Source organism: Thermosipho globiformans, assembly GCF_003990895.1.
In the GTDB taxonomy this organism is placed as follows: Bacteria; Thermotogota; Thermotogae; order Thermotogales; family Fervidobacteriaceae; genus Thermosipho; species Thermosipho japonicus.
The window spans coordinates 102,028-121,475 of record NZ_BHXD01000002.1; the positions used below are offsets into that span (position 1 = coordinate 102,028).

19 protein-coding genes are annotated in these 19,448 nt (G+C 32.4%); 12 read left to right on the top strand and 7 right to left on the bottom strand.

Annotation, left to right across the window (positions count from 1 at the left end; all coding sequences use genetic code 11):
* Window positions 1-8: 8 nt before the first annotated feature.
* Genes EO083_RS02540 through EO083_RS02560 form a run of 5 tightly spaced genes read right to left on the bottom strand, consistent with a single transcriptional unit; the run spans window position 9 to window position 6,651 of the window.
* Window positions 9-947: a glycoside hydrolase family 130 protein gene (locus EO083_RS02540; RefSeq protein ID WP_164723684.1), complete on the bottom strand. Its 939-nt coding sequence runs from the start codon at window positions 945-947 to the stop codon at window positions 9-11.
* 14 nt (window positions 948-961) lie between these two features.
* Window positions 962-1,780 carry a carbohydrate ABC transporter permease gene (locus EO083_RS02545; RefSeq protein ID WP_004101577.1) on the bottom strand — a complete coding sequence of 273 codons (819 nt, stop codon included), beginning with the start codon at window positions 1,778-1,780 and terminating at the stop codon, window positions 962-964.
* 12 nt (window positions 1,781-1,792) lie between these two features.
* Complete coding sequence (locus EO083_RS02550; protein ID WP_126992631.1) at window positions 1,793-2,674, bottom strand: carbohydrate ABC transporter permease; 882 nt, start codon at window positions 2,672-2,674, stop codon at window positions 1,793-1,795.
* Window positions 2,675-2,731: 57 nt separating this feature from the next.
* Window positions 2,732-5,383: an endo-beta-N-acetylglucosaminidase gene (locus tag EO083_RS02555; protein WP_126992632.1), complete on the bottom strand. Its 2,652-nt coding sequence runs from the start codon at window positions 5,381-5,383 to the stop codon at window positions 2,732-2,734.
* The gene (locus tag EO083_RS02560) at window positions 5,383-6,651 is read right to left on the bottom strand and encodes an ABC transporter substrate-binding protein (RefSeq protein WP_126992633.1); all 1,269 of its coding nucleotides are present in this window, start codon (window positions 6,649-6,651) and stop codon (window positions 5,383-5,385) included. The genes EO083_RS02555 and EO083_RS02560 overlap by 1 nt, the downstream gene beginning before the upstream one ends.
* 256 nt (window positions 6,652-6,907) lie before the next feature.
* Between EO083_RS02560 and EO083_RS02565 the strand changes: the two genes are divergently transcribed.
* The 12 genes from EO083_RS02565 to EO083_RS02620 all read left to right on the top strand — a co-directional run bounded on the left by EO083_RS02565 (window position 6,908) and on the right by EO083_RS02620 (window position 17,373).
* On the top strand, window positions 6,908-9,502 hold the full coding sequence (locus EO083_RS02565) for an efflux RND transporter permease subunit (RefSeq protein WP_126992634.1): 2,595 nt from the start codon (window positions 6,908-6,910) through the stop codon (window positions 9,500-9,502).
* A complete protein-coding gene (locus tag EO083_RS02570; RefSeq protein ID WP_126992635.1) occupies window positions 9,499-10,257 on the top strand; it encodes an outer membrane lipoprotein-sorting protein in 759 nt (252 codons plus the stop codon). The genes EO083_RS02565 and EO083_RS02570 overlap by 4 nt, the downstream gene beginning before the upstream one ends.
* A 13-nt stretch (window positions 10,258-10,270) precedes the next feature.
* Window positions 10,271-11,503, top strand: a complete 1,233-nt coding sequence (locus tag EO083_RS02575; RefSeq protein ID WP_126992636.1) for a hypothetical protein — start codon at window positions 10,271-10,273, stop codon at window positions 11,501-11,503.
* Between the two features lie 41 nt (window positions 11,504-11,544).
* Entirely contained in the window at window positions 11,545-12,030 is a 486-nt protein-coding gene (locus tag EO083_RS02580; protein ID WP_126992637.1) for a polyhydroxyalkanoate synthesis regulator DNA-binding domain-containing protein, read from the top strand.
* Between the two features lie 167 nt (window positions 12,031-12,197).
* Window positions 12,198-12,449 carry a DUF5320 family protein gene (locus EO083_RS02585; RefSeq protein WP_126992638.1) on the top strand — a complete coding sequence of 84 codons (252 nt, stop codon included), beginning with the start codon at window positions 12,198-12,200 and terminating at the stop codon, window positions 12,447-12,449.
* A complete protein-coding gene (locus tag EO083_RS02590; RefSeq protein WP_126992639.1) occupies window positions 12,449-12,697 on the top strand; it encodes a DUF5320 domain-containing protein in 249 nt (82 codons plus the stop codon). Before EO083_RS02585 ends, EO083_RS02590 begins: the two co-directional genes overlap by 1 nt.
* A 61-nt stretch (window positions 12,698-12,758) precedes the next feature.
* On the top strand, window positions 12,759-13,607 hold the full coding sequence (locus EO083_RS02595) for a P-loop NTPase (RefSeq protein ID WP_126992640.1): 849 nt from the start codon (window positions 12,759-12,761) through the stop codon (window positions 13,605-13,607).
* The gene (locus EO083_RS02600; protein WP_126992641.1) at window positions 13,604-14,476 is read left to right on the top strand and encodes an ATP-binding protein; all 873 of its coding nucleotides are present in this window, start codon (window positions 13,604-13,606) and stop codon (window positions 14,474-14,476) included. The genes EO083_RS02595 and EO083_RS02600 overlap by 4 nt, the downstream gene beginning before the upstream one ends.
* A 16-nt stretch (window positions 14,477-14,492) precedes the next feature.
* Window positions 14,493-14,837: a NifB/NifX family molybdenum-iron cluster-binding protein gene (locus tag EO083_RS02605; RefSeq protein WP_126992642.1), complete on the top strand. Its 345-nt coding sequence runs from the start codon at window positions 14,493-14,495 to the stop codon at window positions 14,835-14,837.
* Between the two features lie 14 nt (window positions 14,838-14,851).
* Complete coding sequence (locus EO083_RS02610; protein ID WP_126992643.1) at window positions 14,852-15,181, top strand: NifB/NifX family molybdenum-iron cluster-binding protein; 330 nt, start codon at window positions 14,852-14,854, stop codon at window positions 15,179-15,181.
* A gap of 25 nt (window positions 15,182-15,206) precedes the next feature.
* Window positions 15,207-15,485 carry a 4Fe-4S binding protein gene (locus EO083_RS02615; protein ID WP_126992644.1) on the top strand — a complete coding sequence of 93 codons (279 nt, stop codon included), beginning with the start codon at window positions 15,207-15,209 and terminating at the stop codon, window positions 15,483-15,485.
* Between the two features lie 25 nt (window positions 15,486-15,510).
* Window positions 15,511-17,373, top strand: a complete 1,863-nt coding sequence (locus EO083_RS02620; protein WP_126992645.1) for an NAD(P)/FAD-dependent oxidoreductase — start codon at window positions 15,511-15,513, stop codon at window positions 17,371-17,373.
* 49 nt (window positions 17,374-17,422) lie between these two features.
* Here EO083_RS02620 and EO083_RS02625 read toward each other — a convergent pair whose 3' ends face one another.
* Together EO083_RS02625 and EO083_RS02630 are read right to left on the bottom strand one after the other, a co-directional pair.
* On the bottom strand, window positions 17,423-18,763 hold the full coding sequence (locus EO083_RS02625; RefSeq protein WP_126992646.1) for an FAD-dependent oxidoreductase: 1,341 nt from the start codon (window positions 18,761-18,763) through the stop codon (window positions 17,423-17,425).
* Window positions 18,764-18,902: 139 nt separating this feature from the next.
* Entirely contained in the window at window positions 18,903-19,394 is a 492-nt protein-coding gene (locus EO083_RS02630) for a chromate transporter (protein WP_126992647.1), read from the bottom strand.
* Window positions 19,395-19,448 lie beyond the last annotated feature (54 nt).

A 19,448-nucleotide genomic window follows, 5' to 3' on the forward strand; every position in this document is an offset into this window, starting at 1 on the left:
TCCTCCTATTAATTTTCATATTTAAGCCAATCAATTATTTCGTTTATATAGCCAAAACAGAGCGCAGTAACTGTATCAGCTGCTCCATAATATATTGCAACTTTATTGTCTTCAACCAATGCAGAAACTGGAAAAACTACGTTTTGAACATCACCGATCTGTTCATATATCATTTGTGGTGATAAAAGATATTTTTTTGATCTCTTTATTACTTTCCATGGTTTATCAAGGTCTAATAAAGCTGCTCCAAAACTGTAGACATAACCATTACATGATAAAAGTACTCCATGGTAAAATAAAAGCCATCCTTCATTTGTTTCTATGGGGTTAGGTCCTGCTCCAATTTTAAGTGATTGCCATGGGCTGTATCCTGGGTTCATTACAAATCTATGATTTCCCCAGTGAATCATATCAGGACTTTCACTGTAAAAAATGTCGCCAAAAGGTGTATGACCTTTATCTGACGGTCTACTAAGCATTGCGTATTTTCCATTTATTTTTCTTGGAAAAAGCACACCATTTCTATTATATGGCAAAAATGCATTTTCTATTTGGTAAAATTTTTCAAAATCAAAAGTAAATCCAACACCTATAGTTGGTCCATGATAACCATTACACCAAGTAATCCAGTATCTATCTTCTATATATATTACCCTTGGGTCATATTTATATTCACTTTCTATTTCTTCATTTTCTCGAATAAAATCTATAGTACTATCATCAATTTTCCAATTTATTCCATCTTTACTAAAACCACGTCTTAAATTCATGTTTCTTTCTGTATTATCAACTCTAAAAACTCCTGCAAAACCTTCTTTGAAATTTACAACTGCACTGTTGAATATACTGTTTGAATTTTTAGCTTGATTTCTTTTAATTACTGGATTTTTTGAATATCTCCATATAACATCACTACAATCTTTTGGTCTATCTTCCCAAGGAATCATCTTTAATCTCCTCCTTACTTTAATCCGGAAAGCTTAATTCCTTCGATTAAGTATTTTTGGGCTACAAAGAAGAAAATAATAGTAGGAATGAGTGTAAGTGTTGCAGCTGCCATTGCCTGATTCCAATAAGTCCCATATCGGCTCATAAACATTGGCATTCCAAGTGCAAGTGGGTATTTACTTTCGCTAGTTATATAAATTAATGGTCCCATATAATTATTCCAACTTCCTGTGAATGTAAAAAGTGATATAAGTGCAAGAACTGGTTTTGAAAGAGGTAGCATAATTTTGAAGAATATTTTAAAATCGCTTGCTCCATCGATTCTAGCAGCTTCAAGAATTTCATTTGGAATAGTATTGAAAAATTGTCTGATTAAAAAAACATTCATTGCTCCTCCACCCAAAAATGCTGGAACTATGAGTGGAAGAAAAGTGTTTAACCAGCCAAGTTTTTTGTATATTAAAAATACAGGTATCATTGTAACTGCTCCAGGAAGCATTATACTTGCCATCATCGTAGCAAATAAAAATTCTCTTCCACGCCATTTTATTTTTGAAAAACCATATGCAACAAATGGAGCAGATAAAATAACTCCAATTAAGTTTCCTATGGTTATTATTATACTATTTTTAAGGTATGTAAAAAAAGGGAATTTTTCTAGAGCTTTTGCGTAATTTGACCAATCTGGATTTTCAGGAAATATTTTTGGTGGAAAAGTTAATAATTCACTATCTGGTTTTAGAGATGTTCCCACCATCCAGAAAAATGGGAGCAAATAAATAAATGTTATTAAGATAAGGATTATTCTTCTTACTATATATGTATTTTTCATTACATTCACCCCTCAATTTCCAAAATAATAAACCCATTTTTTTGAAGTGACAAAGTATATTATTGTCAAAACAAATGTCAAGAAAAATAGTATCCAGGAAAGTGCAGAAGCATAACCCATATTGGTATATGTAAATGCATGTTTATAAATATACATGGAAAGTGACATACTAGCGTTAGCAGGCCCACCGTTTGTCAATAACATTGGAAGATCAAATATTTGCAGAGCTCCTATAGTTGAAGTAATAAGATAATAAAGAATAGTTGGCGTTATTAATGGCAAAGTTATTTTTCTGAACATAGTAAAACTCTTTGCTCCATCTATTTTTGCGGATTCGTAAAGCTCTTTTGGTATATCTTTTAATGCTGCTGAGAATATAAGCATTGCACTACCTACACCCCATTGTGCTGCAATTATTATTGTAGGTTTTACCCATTTTTCGCTGCTTAACCACAACGGGCCGTTAATTCCCAAAAATTCTAAAATGCTGTTTACAAGTCCAAGATATGGATGGAAAAACCATGTTACAACCGCAGAAAATGCAAATGCAGGAACTATTGATGGCATATAAATTGCTGCTCTATAGAAAGCTACTTCTTTTAAAGGTTTGTTCATAAGAAATGCTGTTGAAAGTGCCACAACAAGGCCAAGTGGGACGAGTCCTATTGCAAAAACAAGTGTGTTTTTAAGACTTTTCCAAAATAATGGGTCGTTGAATATTCTTTTGTAATTTTCTGTTCCAACCCATTTTACATCCGTTGTAATACTAAATTCGGTAAAAGAATAGTAAAAAGAAGCTATAAATGGAATTAATGTAAAAACTATAAAACCAATTAACCAAGGGGAAACAAATATAAGGCCTTTGCCAATTTCTCTTAGCTCTTTCTTTTTCAATCTAAATCCCTCCTGTGAATGCCCCATGTGCTAGAGCACATGGGGCGGTTGAATATCTTAGAACGATTCAAGTCCATATACTTCGATTTCATAGATTCTTGCTGCTTTATCTCCAACTTGTGTAGGAGTTTCAATGAATAATCTAAAGAATCTTGCTTTTACCGGTGCAAATGAATGTGTGCTTACTCCTTTTGTATTATTTCGTATTATTGCAACATCTTTCCAATTTGTTCCATCGTTACTTACTTGGAGCCTAAAATCTTTAGTATTCCAGTCGGCAGATTCATACCCTGCTTCAGCGTGTTTTATTGTGACACTGCTAATTATTACTTCTTTTTCAAAGTCAATTACTATCCAATGTGGGGGATTTCCAACTGCACACCATTTACTATTATTTTCAACAGTTCCATCGACAGCCATAGAAGGTTTTTCTGCTGGAACATTGGAACTTGCGTAGGTCTTTTTGTTTAATGCGAGATTTTTTATTTCTTTTGCTTTTTCTGTAACTACAATTAATGGATTGAATATTTTTACATCTTCGCCCTCACTATTCATTGCAACCAAGATAGCTGGATATATTCCTTCTTCTTTATAAGTTACTGTAGGATTCCATTCTCTAGATACGTTTGGAGTTGCTCCAGGAAGAATCCAGAGGACCTTTTCTGTAACTTCAGAAGAAAGATTTTTGAATGTTACAGTACTTTCGGGGAGTATAATAGTATTGCTTACTTCAAAGTTTGCTTTTGGTTTTGGATATGGAGGCCATTGAAATGTAACTTTCTTAGGAGTACTTTTTGTAAATCCTTCTGAAACTCCAACAACTTCCAGTGTGGTAAATTTTTCTTTCCCATCTCTTTTGATCTGAGTGATATATGTGTAAGGATTGTAGGATACCCACACAAGTCTTCTTTCACCATTTTGAAGAATTCTGTATATTTCATAGTATTTAGCTTTTGAATTTTCACAGTGCAGATTAATTTGTGCATAGAGCCCTTCTTTGAATTCTATATTATCAATTTTCACATCTCCTGCGTGTGAATCATAATTTTTGATAGGTATAAGACCTATCATACCTAAGTTAAAGCTGTAACTGGTATCTTCTGTTGCTATTATTTTGAGAGAAATTGATGAAATAGTTTTGTTATTTTCTAAGTTATAGATTGTTTTAACCCAGTCATTGAAGAATTTTAAAGGAAATTCTTTTGAAGTGTTATCGCTGTAAGTTAAAACTAAAGATACCTTTATATTTCCAATACCTTTTATTACACTTTCTAAAGTTGTTGTAGAGTTGATTTTTAACTCTGTAAGGTATAAAGTTACATTTGTTTCTTGTCCTTTTTTGAGTTTTCCTTCAAATTTTAGTGATGAGCCACCGTAGTATGCATCTGAATAATCAACAGAAATATTCACATCATTTCCATCTATTTTCCATCTATATGTTGGGAATACATCCATCATACTTCGATTATTCCATTCGGAATCTTTTGCAACTTTTCCGTCTATAAAGAATTTGTACCCATGTCCGGCATTAAAGAATGTTATAAATGGAAGAGATGTAACAGGGGATTTTTCTACAACGTATTTTGCGGGAGATTGCCATTTGTATTGTTCATAATCTTTGTTCCATTGAATTTTGAAGAATTCAGATTTTGAGTTGTAGTGTAGAACAGGATGATCTGCTATCCAAAGGGTTTCTTCTTTATCCCAGAATTCTTTAATTTCTTTTGAGGAGTAATAAGCCCAACTTGGACAATAAAAACCTAAGGATACCTTTAATTTTCCATTTTCGTCTATAATTTTTGGCCAGTTTGAGTATGTGTAGTATCCATTTGCTTGAAGGTCAAATCCTACAAAGACTCTGTCCTTAGATATGTTGTATTTTTTCATAATATTTAATGTGTTTTCAATAGTCTCTGGTCTTTTAAGTGATTGCCATCTAAAGTCTATAAATATTGCATCGGAAATGTACTTTTCACTGTCTTTTAGAAAGACAACGTTTTTCTCGTTTAATTCACCTTGCCACTCTATAGCACCAGTATTTGACATTGAGTCGTACCAGACTAATTTCATCCATGGAGCCCTTTCTTTTATGTAATTTAGAAAGTCTATCATATCTTTTACATGTGAATCTTTGCAACCGTTTGTTTCTTGGTTTATAAACCAGCCATCAAAGCCATAGTATTTTGTTATTTCAATTAACTTATCTGCTATGACGAATTTTCCATTTTCCTTTCTTAGTAATTGATCTACCCAATTTCTTCTTCCACCATATACATTAGGAGGGAAAAAGATTGTTCCAAGAACGTATACACCATTTTTATGGGCTGCATCTATTACATCTGCACTTGGTGGTACAATAATTCCTTCACCGGCTGAACCTGCCCAAGCAACTAAGTAATCTACATATTGCCAAAAAGTGAAAGGGTATGTTTTAAAAGAGTTATTACTTCCCTGAGAAGGCATTCCACTGGTTGATGGATTCATTATTGATAAAGCCATTATTTTTATGTCTTTGCTTGCACTATCTGTAATAGGTGTTCCTATAACTCTTCTTGCAAGTGGAACATGTGAAACGTTGTAAATTGCTTGTGGATCTGTTTGTGGAGACCAATCTAAAATATCATTAGGATACCAGTATGAACTTTCAGGAATTTGTGAAAAAATAGCTATAGAAAAAATTGAGAATAATATAATAATTATTTTTTTCATTATTTACCACCTACTCTTTGCATTATTCTGTCGTATTCCTCTTGTACTTCTTTTTGAGCGTCTAATAGAGCTTGTTCAACTGATTTTTGTCCTGTTAAGACAAAATCCCTTGCTTCAACTAATTTGTCCCACAAAAGTGCGCCGACTGGAAGAGGAGGTCTTGTTTTTGCGTGATCCAATAAGTCCACAAAAACTTTTTGTGAAGGATCTTTTTTTAGAAAGTCGTCTACTGCAGGTTTATATGTTGGAAGATGTAACGTATCAACTGAGTAAATTACTTGACCTTTTGTAGCAATAAAGTATGCAAGCTTTGCAGCAGCTTCTTTATTTTTAGCACCTTTTGGAATTGCAAGACTCCAACCACCAGCCCAGGTAACTGGTTGGCCGCTTTTTGTTGGAATACCAGTGATTTCATATTTAAAATCTTTAGGAGCAAACATTCTCAGTCCAGATATGGTCCAGTTTCCATCGACGATCATTGCAAGTTTTCCCGCTGTAAATGGGTTTAAATCTCCTATTTGCAAGGAACCAAAAGCATTCAATGCTTCATAGCCGAATCTATCTGCCCATTCTTTTTGCCATTTGTATGCCTCAATAACACCTGGATCTGTTGCAAATACAAATTTTCCCGTTTTTTTGTCAAATACTTTTCCTTCAAATGCATATATCCAGGTATATGGCCAACCTTGCGCATACCATGGTATAAAACCTACAGTTTCATACCTTCCACGTTTCCCTTCAACGGTGAGTTTTTCAGCCACATCTATCATTTCATATACAGTTTTTGGAGGCTTTGAATAACCGGCTTTTTCTAATAGTTTTTTATTGTAAAGAAGAATTCTAACATCGGTATCAAATGGTAGGGCCCACATTTTTCCATTGAAAATACATTCTTCAATGGCAAAATCGTAGAATTGTTTTTTCATCTCTTCGATATTTATTCCTACCATTTTTAAATAATCTTCCATGGGTTCAAGAACATTGTTAGCAGCCCTTTGTGAGACAGTAAATCTATCTAGATAAACTAGATCTGGTCCTGTGCCAGCTGCTACAGCCGTTAAAAGTTTGGTTGAATCGGTTTCTGCAGCAGGAACAAGAACAACTTTAACTTTAATGTCCGGATTTTCTTTTTCAAATTCTGCTATGATTTTGTCAATGCTGCTTTTATCAGGATCTCTTGAAAGGCCATGCCAAAATACTACTTCTACTTGTGAAAATAAAATACTTACGGTTAAAAATGCAATAATGATACTTAAAAATTTCTTCATGAAAACTCCTCCCCTTTATTGTGGTTGTTAACTTGATTTTACAAGTTTGTTTAACATAAAGTCAAAGTCATTGAGCTTCAATTAGATTTGTTTATACCTGTATATACAGGTATAAACAAATGAATCTTTTCTTTTTGCTAGGAAAGATTTTTTTGTTGATTATGCAGTGCATAAAAATTAACAATTTTGATACTTTAATTGTAATATAATATGGTTTAAATTATTATTATGCAATGCATAATAAGGAGGTGTTATTTTGGAAAAGCTTGGAAGATTTGTACAAAAAAATGCTATTTGGATTGTTTTGATCACGGTATTATTAACCGTATTTTTTAGCTATGAGATTAAGGATTTACAAATTCAAGATGATATTACCAAATACCCGCCAAAGGATGATCCTTTGGTTCGAAAGTATGATTCGCTAGCAAGAGAATTTGGTATTAATTCGATGTTGATGGTTGGATTTTCTATTGATTCTTCTAACGATTTAAGGGTTATTGATAATCTGACCCAGGAAATTTCGAAACTTGAAGGTGTAGAGCATGTAACTTCACTTACGAATATTCCTTTAGTTGTTGAAACAGACTATGGAATAGAAGTTTCAACAGTTTCTGAAATATTAAAAACAAGAGATATTGAACCCAGCTATCTTTTAAAGTATAAAACTTTAAAAGATAAATTTATTTCAAGTGATGCAAAAGCTGGTTTGATGCTTGTTTCTCTTGAGAACGGAAAAGAATCTGGAACTTTTTCAAGATTAAAAGAAGTTGTTGAAAATAAATATCCAAAGGATGTACATTTTTTTGGAGTTGCTGCTGTTAACGAAGCGGTAAAAGAAATTACATTAAAAAATATTTTAAGGCTTGTTCCAATTTCGATATTTATAGTAATACTTATTCTTTCAGTTACTTTTAGAAAAATTTCAGGTGCAATTTTACCAATTTTAGGTGTAATTGTAAGTGTAATTTGGACAATGGGGTTAATTGCATTGTTTGGTTTTAATATAACAGTTGCAAATTCAATTATTCCAGTTGCACTTATTTCCATAGGTACAGCCTATTCTATACATGTTGTAAATAAATACTATGAAGAAAAAGGAGAAAGATCTCAAAGAGTAATTTCAACTATTTCAGATGTTGGTCTTGCAGTTATTTTAAGCGGTCTTACAACTGCTGTTGGATTTCTTTCACTTTTGACTGCTGATATAAAACCTGTTTGGATAATGGGAATATTTTCAAGTATAGGAGTAATGTTATGTAACTTTATAGCACTCTTTTTTGTCCCGGCACTACTGTATTACATAAATCCAAAACCTGTTTTCCACGTTGAAAATAAAAATCATTCCAAATTGATTTTGAAACCAAAGCTTACAATATCTATCCTAATTATCCTTGCAATTGTAAGTATTCCTTTCTTATTTAGGATCAAAACTGATATGGATATTGTAAATTCCTTAAATCCAAACGAGAGAATAATAGTTGATAAGGAATTTTTGGATAAAAACTTTGGCGGTAGTGATTATTTGTTTGTTGATATAAAGGGAGATTTTAAGGATCCTTCAACTTTAATTGCGATGAATGAAATTGAAAGAAGATTAAATAAAATTCCCGGAGTAGTTAATACTTTTTCAATCGTGGATACAATTTTGGATTTGAGTGAAGCATTTACTGGCTTTTACTCAATTCCATTTTCTAAAGATGAACTTTCAAATCTCTGGTTTTTCTTGCTTGGTAATGACACTATTTATTCAGTTGTAAATAAAGATTTGAATAGAGGAATTATTCAAATAACAGTGAAGACTGAAAGTGAAAGTGAAACAAGAAGACTTTTGCAAGAAATTGATGAAGTTTTAAGTAGTATTCCAAAGGGCTTTAAAATGTCAAATAATGTTGATTTTAAATACTATTCAAATCTTTTAAGTGTTAAAGCAAGCAATTTAAAGAAGTCGTATGAAACTGTTAAAAATGTGAGTTTTTCTACTCTTTCAAAACTGCACAGAGAAGATATATTAAATTCAATTAATCATATAGAAAAAATGTATGGTTTTACTGTTGATGATAAAGAAGAAGTTTTAAGAAAGGTTATTAACTTAAAAGATTTTTCTGAAGAAGAATTTGAAAAAATTATGGAAGATAATCCTGACTTTGGTTATGCATTATACAATGAACTTTATTTAAGTGTCAAAAAATGGAAAGCAATGTATTTTGCAGAACAATTAAATGTTCCATATAACAAAAACACGGAACAATATTTAAAGATTGTTGCAGAAGATAGTGTGTATAACCCATCGGATCAACCTACCTATAGTGCTGTCCATACTGGAGCACAGGAGATAGCTCTTTATGTTAGTGATTTGTTATTTAAAAATCAATATCAATCGATGTTACTTACACTTTTGGTTGTATTTTTACTTCTCTTACTTCAAATGAGATCTTTCAAAGTTGGGATAATTGGTATCATACCTTCTATTTTTACGGTTTTCTTTAATTTTGCACTTATGGGGATGTTTAACATACCGTTAAATACCGCAACGATATCTATTGCTGCTATTGCAATTGGTGCAGGAGTTGATTATGCAATTCACTTTATTTCAAGATTCAAGATTGAAAGTAGGAGGATAAAAGATTCTAAGACTGCCATTGTGAGAACAATTTATACAAGTGGAAGGGGAATATTATTTAATGCTCTTGCAGTTTCCTTTGGGTTCTTTACGTTCTTTTTCTCAAGTATTAGGATGCTAAGACAATTTGGAGTATTAACTGGCATAACTTTACTCTTGAGTGCAATTATTACAATATTATTCTTATCATCAGCGTTCTTACTAATGAATAAAGGAGGTAGAAAGTCATGAGGAAAGTTTGGGCAGTTGTATCAATACTAGTTTTTTCAATTTTTGCTTTTTCATTGACAGGTCAGCAAGTATTGGATATGGTTAAGGATAACTATCAGAATGTAAAAGATGAAAAAGCAGTATTTACATTGAAGATGACTGATGAAAAAGGTTCAGTAAAAGAAAAGCAGTTTGTTATATACCTTTACAAAAAGAGTGAAGATGATGTGTATGCCATTATACGTTTTGAAAAACCAGTTTCTGATAAAAGACTTACATTACTTGTAAAAGGTGCAGACAACATTTATCTTTACATGCCTGCATTTAGGACCACAAAAAGAATAAGTGGAGCTGCAAAAAATGATAGATTTGCTGGATCAGATTTTACATACAAAGATATAGAACTTGTTTACAAAGTAAGTGATAAAAATTATAAAGCAGAACTTGTAAAAGAGGATGAAAAATATTATTACCTTCACATTACTCATAATGATGCAGAATTGGATTTTAAAGAGTTGAATATGAAGATAGATAAAGAACTTAAAATACCTGTCTATATTGAATTTTTTAACTGGCAAGGTGAAAAATATAAAACTATAACTTTTGAAAAGATTGAAAATATTCAAGGATACAATGTTCCAACAAAGATATTGGCAAACAACATCAAGGAAAATACTAAGACTGAAATTATCTTAAATGATGTAGAGTTTGACATAGGTATTCCAGAAAGTTTCTTTTCACCTATGACTATTTCAAAGCCAATATTAAAATTTTAGGGGGTGACTTATTGTGAAAAAGACTATATTAGTTTTATTAGTGATATTAGCAAGTTTTGGATTTTCATATTCTCTTTTATTCGAAGGAGGATATTTATACTATGATGGAAATGATTTTTCACTTGAAACTAACAGTTTAACATTTATTCCTGTAAGGTTTAGTACTGATACAAAGTTTGATGGAATATTTTACACAAAATCCTCTTTGAGATTTGATCAAACATTTGATAATTCATATGTATACTTTGATGGACAGTTTTTTACTGCGTCATTTTTTGTTCCTTTAGCAGTTGTAAATGTAAATGAAGCATATGTTGAAACATATACAGATTTTGGAGATTTAAAGGTAGGAAAATTTGTTGAAAAACTAGTGGATTCTGAAGTTTTTAAAGTATACGATAAAATAGGAAGTTACCTATCAGGTGAAAAACTTTCTATTACAGGTGCAAAGTATGCTTACACAACAAATTACGGAACTTTAGGGCTCTACACCTTTTCGACATTTGAAAGTTTACCATCTTCTACACCAGCTTCGTATGTTTATACTGTAAAAACAAATTTGCCTGATGAAACAAAGATGGCAATTTTAGCATCAATGCAAGGTGGAGGATTACCGACTGTTTTTGAAGATCAAAAATTTGCAGATCATTTTGCATACGCATTAAATTGGAGCGGAAATGTACTCGGTGTTGATTATGGTGTTTTGTTTACTTATAAAAAGTCAAATTATCTAATTGTAGATAAAATTTTAGAAGATGGAGTTCATCTTAAATGGCCATTTGTTTATACTGCATCGTTATCATTTGTTTATCAAATACCATCAACCAGTTTTATAGTTCATAATTACACTGGTTTTGAATCCGAAAATAAAAGTACATTTAATTTGCCAGTTGAAGGATTAGGAGAAGTGGAAATAGAGGAGAAAGTGCCAAGTGTTTTAGAAAATGTATTTGGCGTAGAATATCAAATTGGAACCCAAGGACTTATAGGATTTGATGGATACATAAGATTATACGATTTTGAGTATTATGATAGTGCTATCTCGGCTTATGGAGATTATAAAAAGGATGAATTTAGTGTAAAGGGTATGGTAAAATATAACATGAAATCTGAAAAAATTGATGTTATGTACGAAGGATCATATAATTTTGATGATTATACGGCACTTTTTGCAAGAGGATTATATAGTAAAATAGATGATAGCGATACAAATGTAGTAATGATCGGTGTAAAGGTTAGTTATTAAACTTTCTGGGGGATCTCCCCCCAGATTTTTGGGGGAATACAGTGAGGATAATTAAAAAATATAAAAACAGAAAGTTATATGATACAAGTATAAAAAAATTCATTACTTTAAGCGATATTGCAAATTTTGTTAAAAATGGTGAAGCTGTAAAGGTTATTGATAACCTGGGTAATGATATTACCCAGGAAATTTTTTTGAAGGCTAGAATAAAGGGCAGAGTTTTTGGTAGTTTAAAAAAAGAAATGGTAGAAAAGTTAATCCAGGGATTTATTAAGATATTTAAGGGAAATACCGATGATTTTATTGAAATACTTCTTGATCTTGTAAATCAAGGAGTTTTGCCTGCAGATATTGCAAAAGAACTCGGAAATGCAGTGATCAGACATTTTAACGAGTTTGAAGACAATATGAAAAAAGATATAATTGAATTGATTAAATCGACAGGCTTTGTCCCAAAAGAAGAGTATGATAAATTAAAGAAGGAATATGAGCTTTTAAAGAAAAGGTGTGAAGGTCAAAGTGAATAAAAAGTTGAGATTTCTACTTTATCTGTTTTTAAAAGGCTTTAAATAATTTTAAGATTGGTTATTGGAAAAATTTTATTTTTTACGTATATATATGTACTTGACATATATAAAAAAATATCATATAATAAAAATGGAAAATGGTAAGACCTGGACAGGAGGTGAGGTATATGCCATTCTATGGCGGTGGATACGGACGTGGATATGGTAGAGGAATGGGATACGGAAGAGGATTTGGTAGAGGATACGGACGTGGTTTTGGTAGAGGCTTTGGATATGGAGCTGGTTATGGTTATTATGAGCCCTCAATTGAAGAAGAAAAAGCTATGTTAATGGACTATAAAAGATACCTTGAGGAAGAATTACGTTTTGTAGAGGAAAGATTAAGAGAAATTGATAATTATCAAGGAGGTGACAGGTAATGCCAGGTTTCGATGGTACAGGACCAATGGGAACAGGACCAGTTGGAAGAAGATTGGGACCATGTTCTAACATAAATGCACCTTATACTCCTAGGTACGGTTGGTTTAGACCAGTAGCTGGTTGGTTTTACGGATATGGAAGAGGATATGGCAGAGGTTTTGGTAGAGGATACGGAAGATTTGCTGGGTATGGTCGAGGCGGATTTGGTCGAGGTGCTGGTCGAGGTTTTGGAAGGTTTTGGTGGTAAATATACGTTAAAAGAGGGTTGGAAATCCAACCCTCTTTTAACTTAAGTTAGGAGGTTGGATATGAAGATAGCAATATTAAGCGGAAAAGGTGGAACTGGTAAAACAACTGTTTCTACTAATTTGGCCTATACACTTTCTAAAAGATATAAAGTTCAATTACTTGATGCCGATGTTGAAGAACCAAATGATCATCTTTTCTTTGATGTAAACGTGGAAAAAGAAGAGAGTGTTGATATATTATTACCAGTGGTTGATAATGATGCATGTATAAGGTGCGGAGAATGTGCAAAGGCGTGTCAGTTTGGTGCTATTACCTCCTTTCCAAATGCAACTGTGGTATTTAAAAACTTGTGCCATGGTTGTGGAGCATGTTCTATGGTTTGTCCTGTTAATGCTATTACAGAAGTTCCAAAGAGTATTGGGAAGATTGTATTGGGGAAGATAAATGATAATTTGAAATTTGGAATGGGACTTTTGAATATAGGTGAGCCGTCTGGAGTTAGAATAATAAGGCAATTAAAGAAACACATAGATGAAAATGTTGATGTAGTGTTAATAGATTCTCAGCCAGGAACTTCGTGTCCAGTTGTTGAAAGTTTAAGAAATATAGATTTTGCAATTCTTGTTACTGAACCTACTACATTTGGGTTACACGATCTTTCACTAGCTGTTGATTTAGTTAAAGAGATGAAGATTCCAGCTGGAATTGTTATTAATAGAGATACTGGAAATACAAATTTGATTGATGAATATGCAAAGAAAGAGAACATTCCGATATTATTGAAAATTCCATTTGATAGAGAGATTGCAAAATTATATTCTGAAGGAAAGATTTTTTCAGAATATTTGCCAGAATGGGAAGAAAAGTTTGCTAATGTTTTTGATACAATAAAGGGGATGGTCAAATGAAACAGTTAGCAATAGTTAGTGGAAAGGGTGGAACTGGTAAAACAACATTAAGTTCATCTTTTGGTGCGCTATTAAGTCCTGTTGTTCTAGCAGACTGTGATGTTGATGCAGCAAATCTTAATCTTATGTTTAATGGTAAATTAGAAGAAAAATATGACTATTATGGTGGGAAAAAGGCTATAATAGATCAAGATAAATGCGACAAGTGTGGAATTTGTAAGAAAGTTTGTAGATTTGAAGCCATTAACTTTGAAAATAATATATATGAAGTAGACCCATATGCGTGTGAAGGTTGTAATGCCTGTGTTATTGCATGTCCTCAAAATGCTATTAGTTTGGAAACAGCACTTTCTGGGGAGTATTATTATTCTGTTATAGATAAACAAAAAGAAATTGTCCATGCAAATTTAAATCCTGGAGAGGAAACTTCAGGTGGTTTAGTTGCAGAAGTAAGAAAGCTTGCATTGAAAAAGGCGGAAAAAAAAGGTAAAGATATTGTTTTAATAGATGGTGCACCTGGAATTGGTTGTCCTGCTACATCATCTATAACTGCTACAAATTATGTTGTTATAGTTACTGAACCTACTTCTTCAGGACTACATGATTTAAAAAGAATTGTTGAGACTGTCAGGCATTTTAGAAGAGAGTTTGGTGTAGTTATAAATAAATACGATTTAAATCCTGATGTAAGTAAGCAAATAGAAAATTACTGTTTGAGTGATAATATTGAAATTTTAGGGAAAATACCGTTTGATGAATTGGTTGAAAAGTCTAATCTTGAAATGAAACCAATAGTATTGTATGAAAATAGCATAGCTGGGAAGGCTATAAAGGAAATATTTGAGAAAGTAATGGAAAAACTTAAATAAAACAGGAGGTGTTAGAATGAAAATAGCCATACCATCACAAGGTAAAACATTAGACTCATTAAGCAACGATAGATTTGCAAGGGCAGAACTTTTTGTAATTTATGACTTAGATAAAGGTGAGATCGTAGAGATTATAGAAAATACGGCGAATGAGGCACATGGAATGGGGCCAAAAGTTTCTCAAATGCTTGCTGAAAAAGGTGTAAACGTATTAATTTTGGAAAGTGTTGGAAAAAACGCTTTTGAAGTATTAAAAGCAGCAGGGATTGAAGTATATTTGACAAAAAAGGATACATTGGCAAATATAATTGAAAATTATAAAAATGGAAAATTGGAGAAAGTAGAAAATGCAACTCATTAAGGAGTGAGACTAGTATGAAAGTAGCATTCGGTACTATAGATGGAAAACGAATAAATGATGAACATTTTGGACATTCTCACATATATGTTGTATATGAATTTGATGGAGAAAACTTTAAAAAAATTGAGGAGATAAAAAATCCTTATGCTGAAACTCATATGCACGCTAAAGTTGATGAGATTCTAGAGTTTTTGGGGCATTGTAAAGTTTGGGTTGGGAATTCAATGGGAAAAGGCTCTATGATTCAATTAAAAAAATTAGGGTATAAACCTATTTTAGTTGAAAGCAGAACTGTAGATGAAGCATTAGAAGAAGTAAAGGCACTATTAGGTGAAGAAAAATAGTTGTTTTTTCTTTGGAGGTGATTACATGCCCTGGGTAAAGGAAAGCGATTGTATTAAATGTAAGGTATGTGTAAATGTGTGTCCAGTTGAAGGGGCTATAACGCTAAAAGATGATGGTTATCCTTATATAAACAATGATATTTGTACAAGATGTGGTTTGTGTATGGAAAAATGTCCAAAAAATGCTATAAGGCCAAATTATGAAAATCCTTCCTTGCGTGGAATGGGAGGGGGACGTGGTGGATTTGGTCGTGGCATGGGAAGAGGAATGGGAAGAGGTTTTGGAAGAAATAGAGGATTTTGAAAAAAGATAAGGGGAGTGGTTGCTCATGAACTTTGGAAATTTTGAAGCAAAAAATCATATTTTTATGGCTCCTATTAAAACTGCATTGGCTACGCCAAAGACAGGATTTATTACTGATGAACAAATTAGATATTATGAAAAAAGGGCTAAAGGTGGAGTAGGAACAATAATTTTAGAGCCGATTGCTGTACTTCCTTCAGGGAAAGAGCATCCAAAGCAAACTATGTTAAATACAGATGAACATATTGAGGGATTAAAAAAATTAGTAGATACATTACATAAATATGAAACAAAACTTATTGTTCACTTAAATCATGCAGGAAGAGCGGCTAATCCAAAGGCGTCAGGTGAAGTTCTTGCACCTTCATCAATAAAATGTCCATCTACAGGGCAAATTCCAGAGGAATTAACTGTTCAGCAAATAGATGAAATAATCAATGCATTTAAAGAAAATGCATTGAGAGCTCAAAAAGCTGGAGTAGATGGAATTGAAATTCAATTTGGTCATGGATACCTCGTTCATCAATTTTATTCAGAAAGATTAAATAAAAGAACAGATGAATATGGAAAAGACAAACTTAAATTTGCAAGAGATTTACTTATTGAAATAACAAAGGTCATTGAAATACCAATATTTATTAGAATTTCGGGGAGCGAATTTGTCGAGGGCGGTATTACAAACGAAGATTTATCAAAGATACTAGCATTGGCAGAAGAATTTGGTGTTTCAGCTGTCCATGTTGGATGGGGAAATGCATGTGATTCTGCTCCATGGTATTACAATCACATGTCGCTTCCATTGGATGTTATGGACGAGAAATTAAGAGAGATAAGAAAATTAACATCACTACCTATTATTGCAGCAGGAAGAATGTACAAGAATGAAAGATATAAATATTTGGTTGAAGAAAAGGTTGTTGACGGTGTTGTTTTAGGAAGACAATTGATTGTAGATCCTGAATTTCCAAAGAAAATAATTTCTAATTCAGATGACTATATTAGGTGTGGAAGTTGTCTTCAAGGATGTCTTGGAAATGTAAAAGCAGGAAAACCAGTAGGTTGTATTGCAAACCCAGAGGTTCACGTTGAATTTAATGGAAAAGCGACATCAAAGAAGAAAGTTGCAATTGTTGGAGGAGGTCCTGCAGGATTATTTACAGGATTATATTTAAAGAAAAAAGGATACAATGTGACCCTTTTTGAAAAAAACAATTATTTGGGAGGACAATGGGTATTAGCGTATAGAGCGCCAGGAAAGCTTTCTATGAAAGATACTTTGGATGATTTGATTAGAAAGGCAGAGAAAGAATTGAATATAAAGTTGAATACTGAAGTTTCTGTAGAGACATTTAAAAAGGAAAAGTTTGATGCTATTATTGTAGCAACTGGTGCAAAACCATTTGTTCCTCCAATAAAGGGACTTGAAAATTATATTACTGGTTTTGACTTTTTTGAAGGTAAAAAAGTAACAGGGGAAAAAGTATTAATAATAGGCGGAGGATTAATAGGTTTAGAAGTTGCAGAAGCGCTGGTCAAAGAAGGAAAAAAAGTGACTGTAGTTGAAGCCTTAGATTCAATTGGAAGAGGTATGGAAATCGTTGCAAGTAAGTTGTTCCAAAAAAATTATGCACCTAAAATTGATGTATATACAAACACATTAGTTAAAGAAGTAAAAGACAAAGAGGTAATTGTTGAAAAAGATGGAAAAGAAATTTCATTAGGTCAATTTGATGATATTGTGATAACAGCTGGAACAAAACCTGAAAACAAAATATATGAAGAATTATCTTCGCAATTTGATAACGTTTATTTAGTTGGAGATGCTATGAAGGTTGGCCAGATAATTGATGCTGCTCAAGAAGCATTAGAGCTTTCAGAAAAGATATAATAAAATTAAAATAATCCCAGTAGCTAAAAGCTACTGGGATATTTATTTTTTACATTTTTGATAAGGCATCTTCAGCTGCAATTGCAAGAGGATAAACAGTTGGAGCAGCGGTTAGTAGCGGATGTGTACCAATTTGCATGGTAAGTAAGTCTTTTATATTAACATCTTTTTGAATTGCAAGACTTATAATGTTTATTATTTCTCCTACACTCTTTCCACCAACAATTTGTGCTCCTAGTAGCAATCCACATTCCTTTGAAAAGATTAATTTCATTGTAATTTTTGAAGCGTCTGCAAATTTGCCTGGATGTCTATCAACAACTTCTGCTCTACCAACTACAACGTCAAAACCTTCCTCTTTTGCAACAGTTTCCGTTATACCAGCAGAAGCAAATGTTTTTCCACCAATTACAGTTGAATAAGCATTTAGTGAGCCTTTATTTGTCCTTAGAAGTCTTAATTTGTAAAGATTTGATGCTGCAATTCTTGCATCAAAAACAGCTGCGGATGCGAGCATTAATCTTGAAGGTTTTCCAGTGAAATAATCTTTGTGTTGTACACAGTCACCCGCTGCAAACACATCTTTTACTGATGTTCTCATATAATCATCAGTTTCTATGTATCCTAATTCTGTAACTTTGATTCCAAGATTTTTTGCTAGCTCCGTATTTGGTTTATATCCGGTAGCTATAATAACTACATCGGCTGGTAGTTCTTCTCCATTTTCCAAAATGACTTTTTCTACTTTTCCATTTCCCTCAATTTTTGTAACTTTTGTACTTAATAGCACTTTGACATTGTCACTTTCAATTTCTTGTTTTGCTATTTCACCAAAATCTGCATCAAATGAGGCAGGTAAGAGGTAATCTTTTGCTTCTATTAGGGTTACATTTTTACCAGATTTTTTTATTTCATCTGCAACCTCAACACCAATGAATCCTCCACCTATAATAACTATATTTTGAGCATTTCTAACTTTTTCTTGAACTTCTCCCAAGTATTTGTAATTTTTTGGTATGGAGAATACGTTTTCTAAATCATTTCCTGGGATTGGAATAACAAATGGTGTTGACCCTGTAGCAATAACTAATTTATCATATTCAAATTCTTTTCCACTTTTTGTTACTATTTTCTTTTCATTAACGTTTCCGTCTACTACTTCATCAATTAATAAATCAATACCATTTGCCTTGAATTTATCTTCTATACCCATGTAATCGTTTTCTACTTTTCCGAGAGTATGGAATATATAAGGTATTCCGCAGGGAACAAGTTCTTTTTCAAGCTTTTTTACAACAAGAATTTTCTTATCTTTGTAAAGTTTCCTAGATGTTAAAGCTGCCACCAATCCAGCTGCGCTTCCTCCAATTACAATAATATCGTATTTCATAAGGTCACCTCCAATAAAGTTATATAATTCACATGTGAAAAATATATATGTACATAATATATTATATCACAAATACAGATATGTTGTTTAAATATATATTTCTACTATTAGCTGAAAAGTATTTGGAATATTGTGAAAACTAGAACAAGAAGAAACCTATAATTCCAGAGATAAAAATCACGTATATTGGATCTATTTTAGTCTTTGTAAATAAAAGAAATGCAACTATAGATATTAAAATTTGATAGAAACTGCTTATGTTTGTAAGCAGCGATATGAAGGTAAGTGAGATCAAAAAAATAACACCAAATTTAAGTGCTGTTATAAATTCTTTTGGAAGTCTATCACGGACTATAAAAAATAGTGTTGTAAATGTAATAGGTGCAATAAGCACTGCAATAGAATTTAAAATAGCACCTGTTATTCCGTACATTTTTAGCCCAACGTACGTTGCTGTATTGAGCATTACAGGTCCCGGTGTCATTTGAGATATTGAAAGTATTTCTTTGAATTGTTCGGGAGTTAACCAATTATTGGAGAGAACAGCATCTTTAATTATCCCAATAATTGACCAACCACCACCGAATGCTATAAATCCTATTTTTACAAATTCTAAGAAAACTCTTAGCACTTTATACACCTCTCATTTGTTAATTAAGTAAAAAGAAATTCTCTCTACACGAGA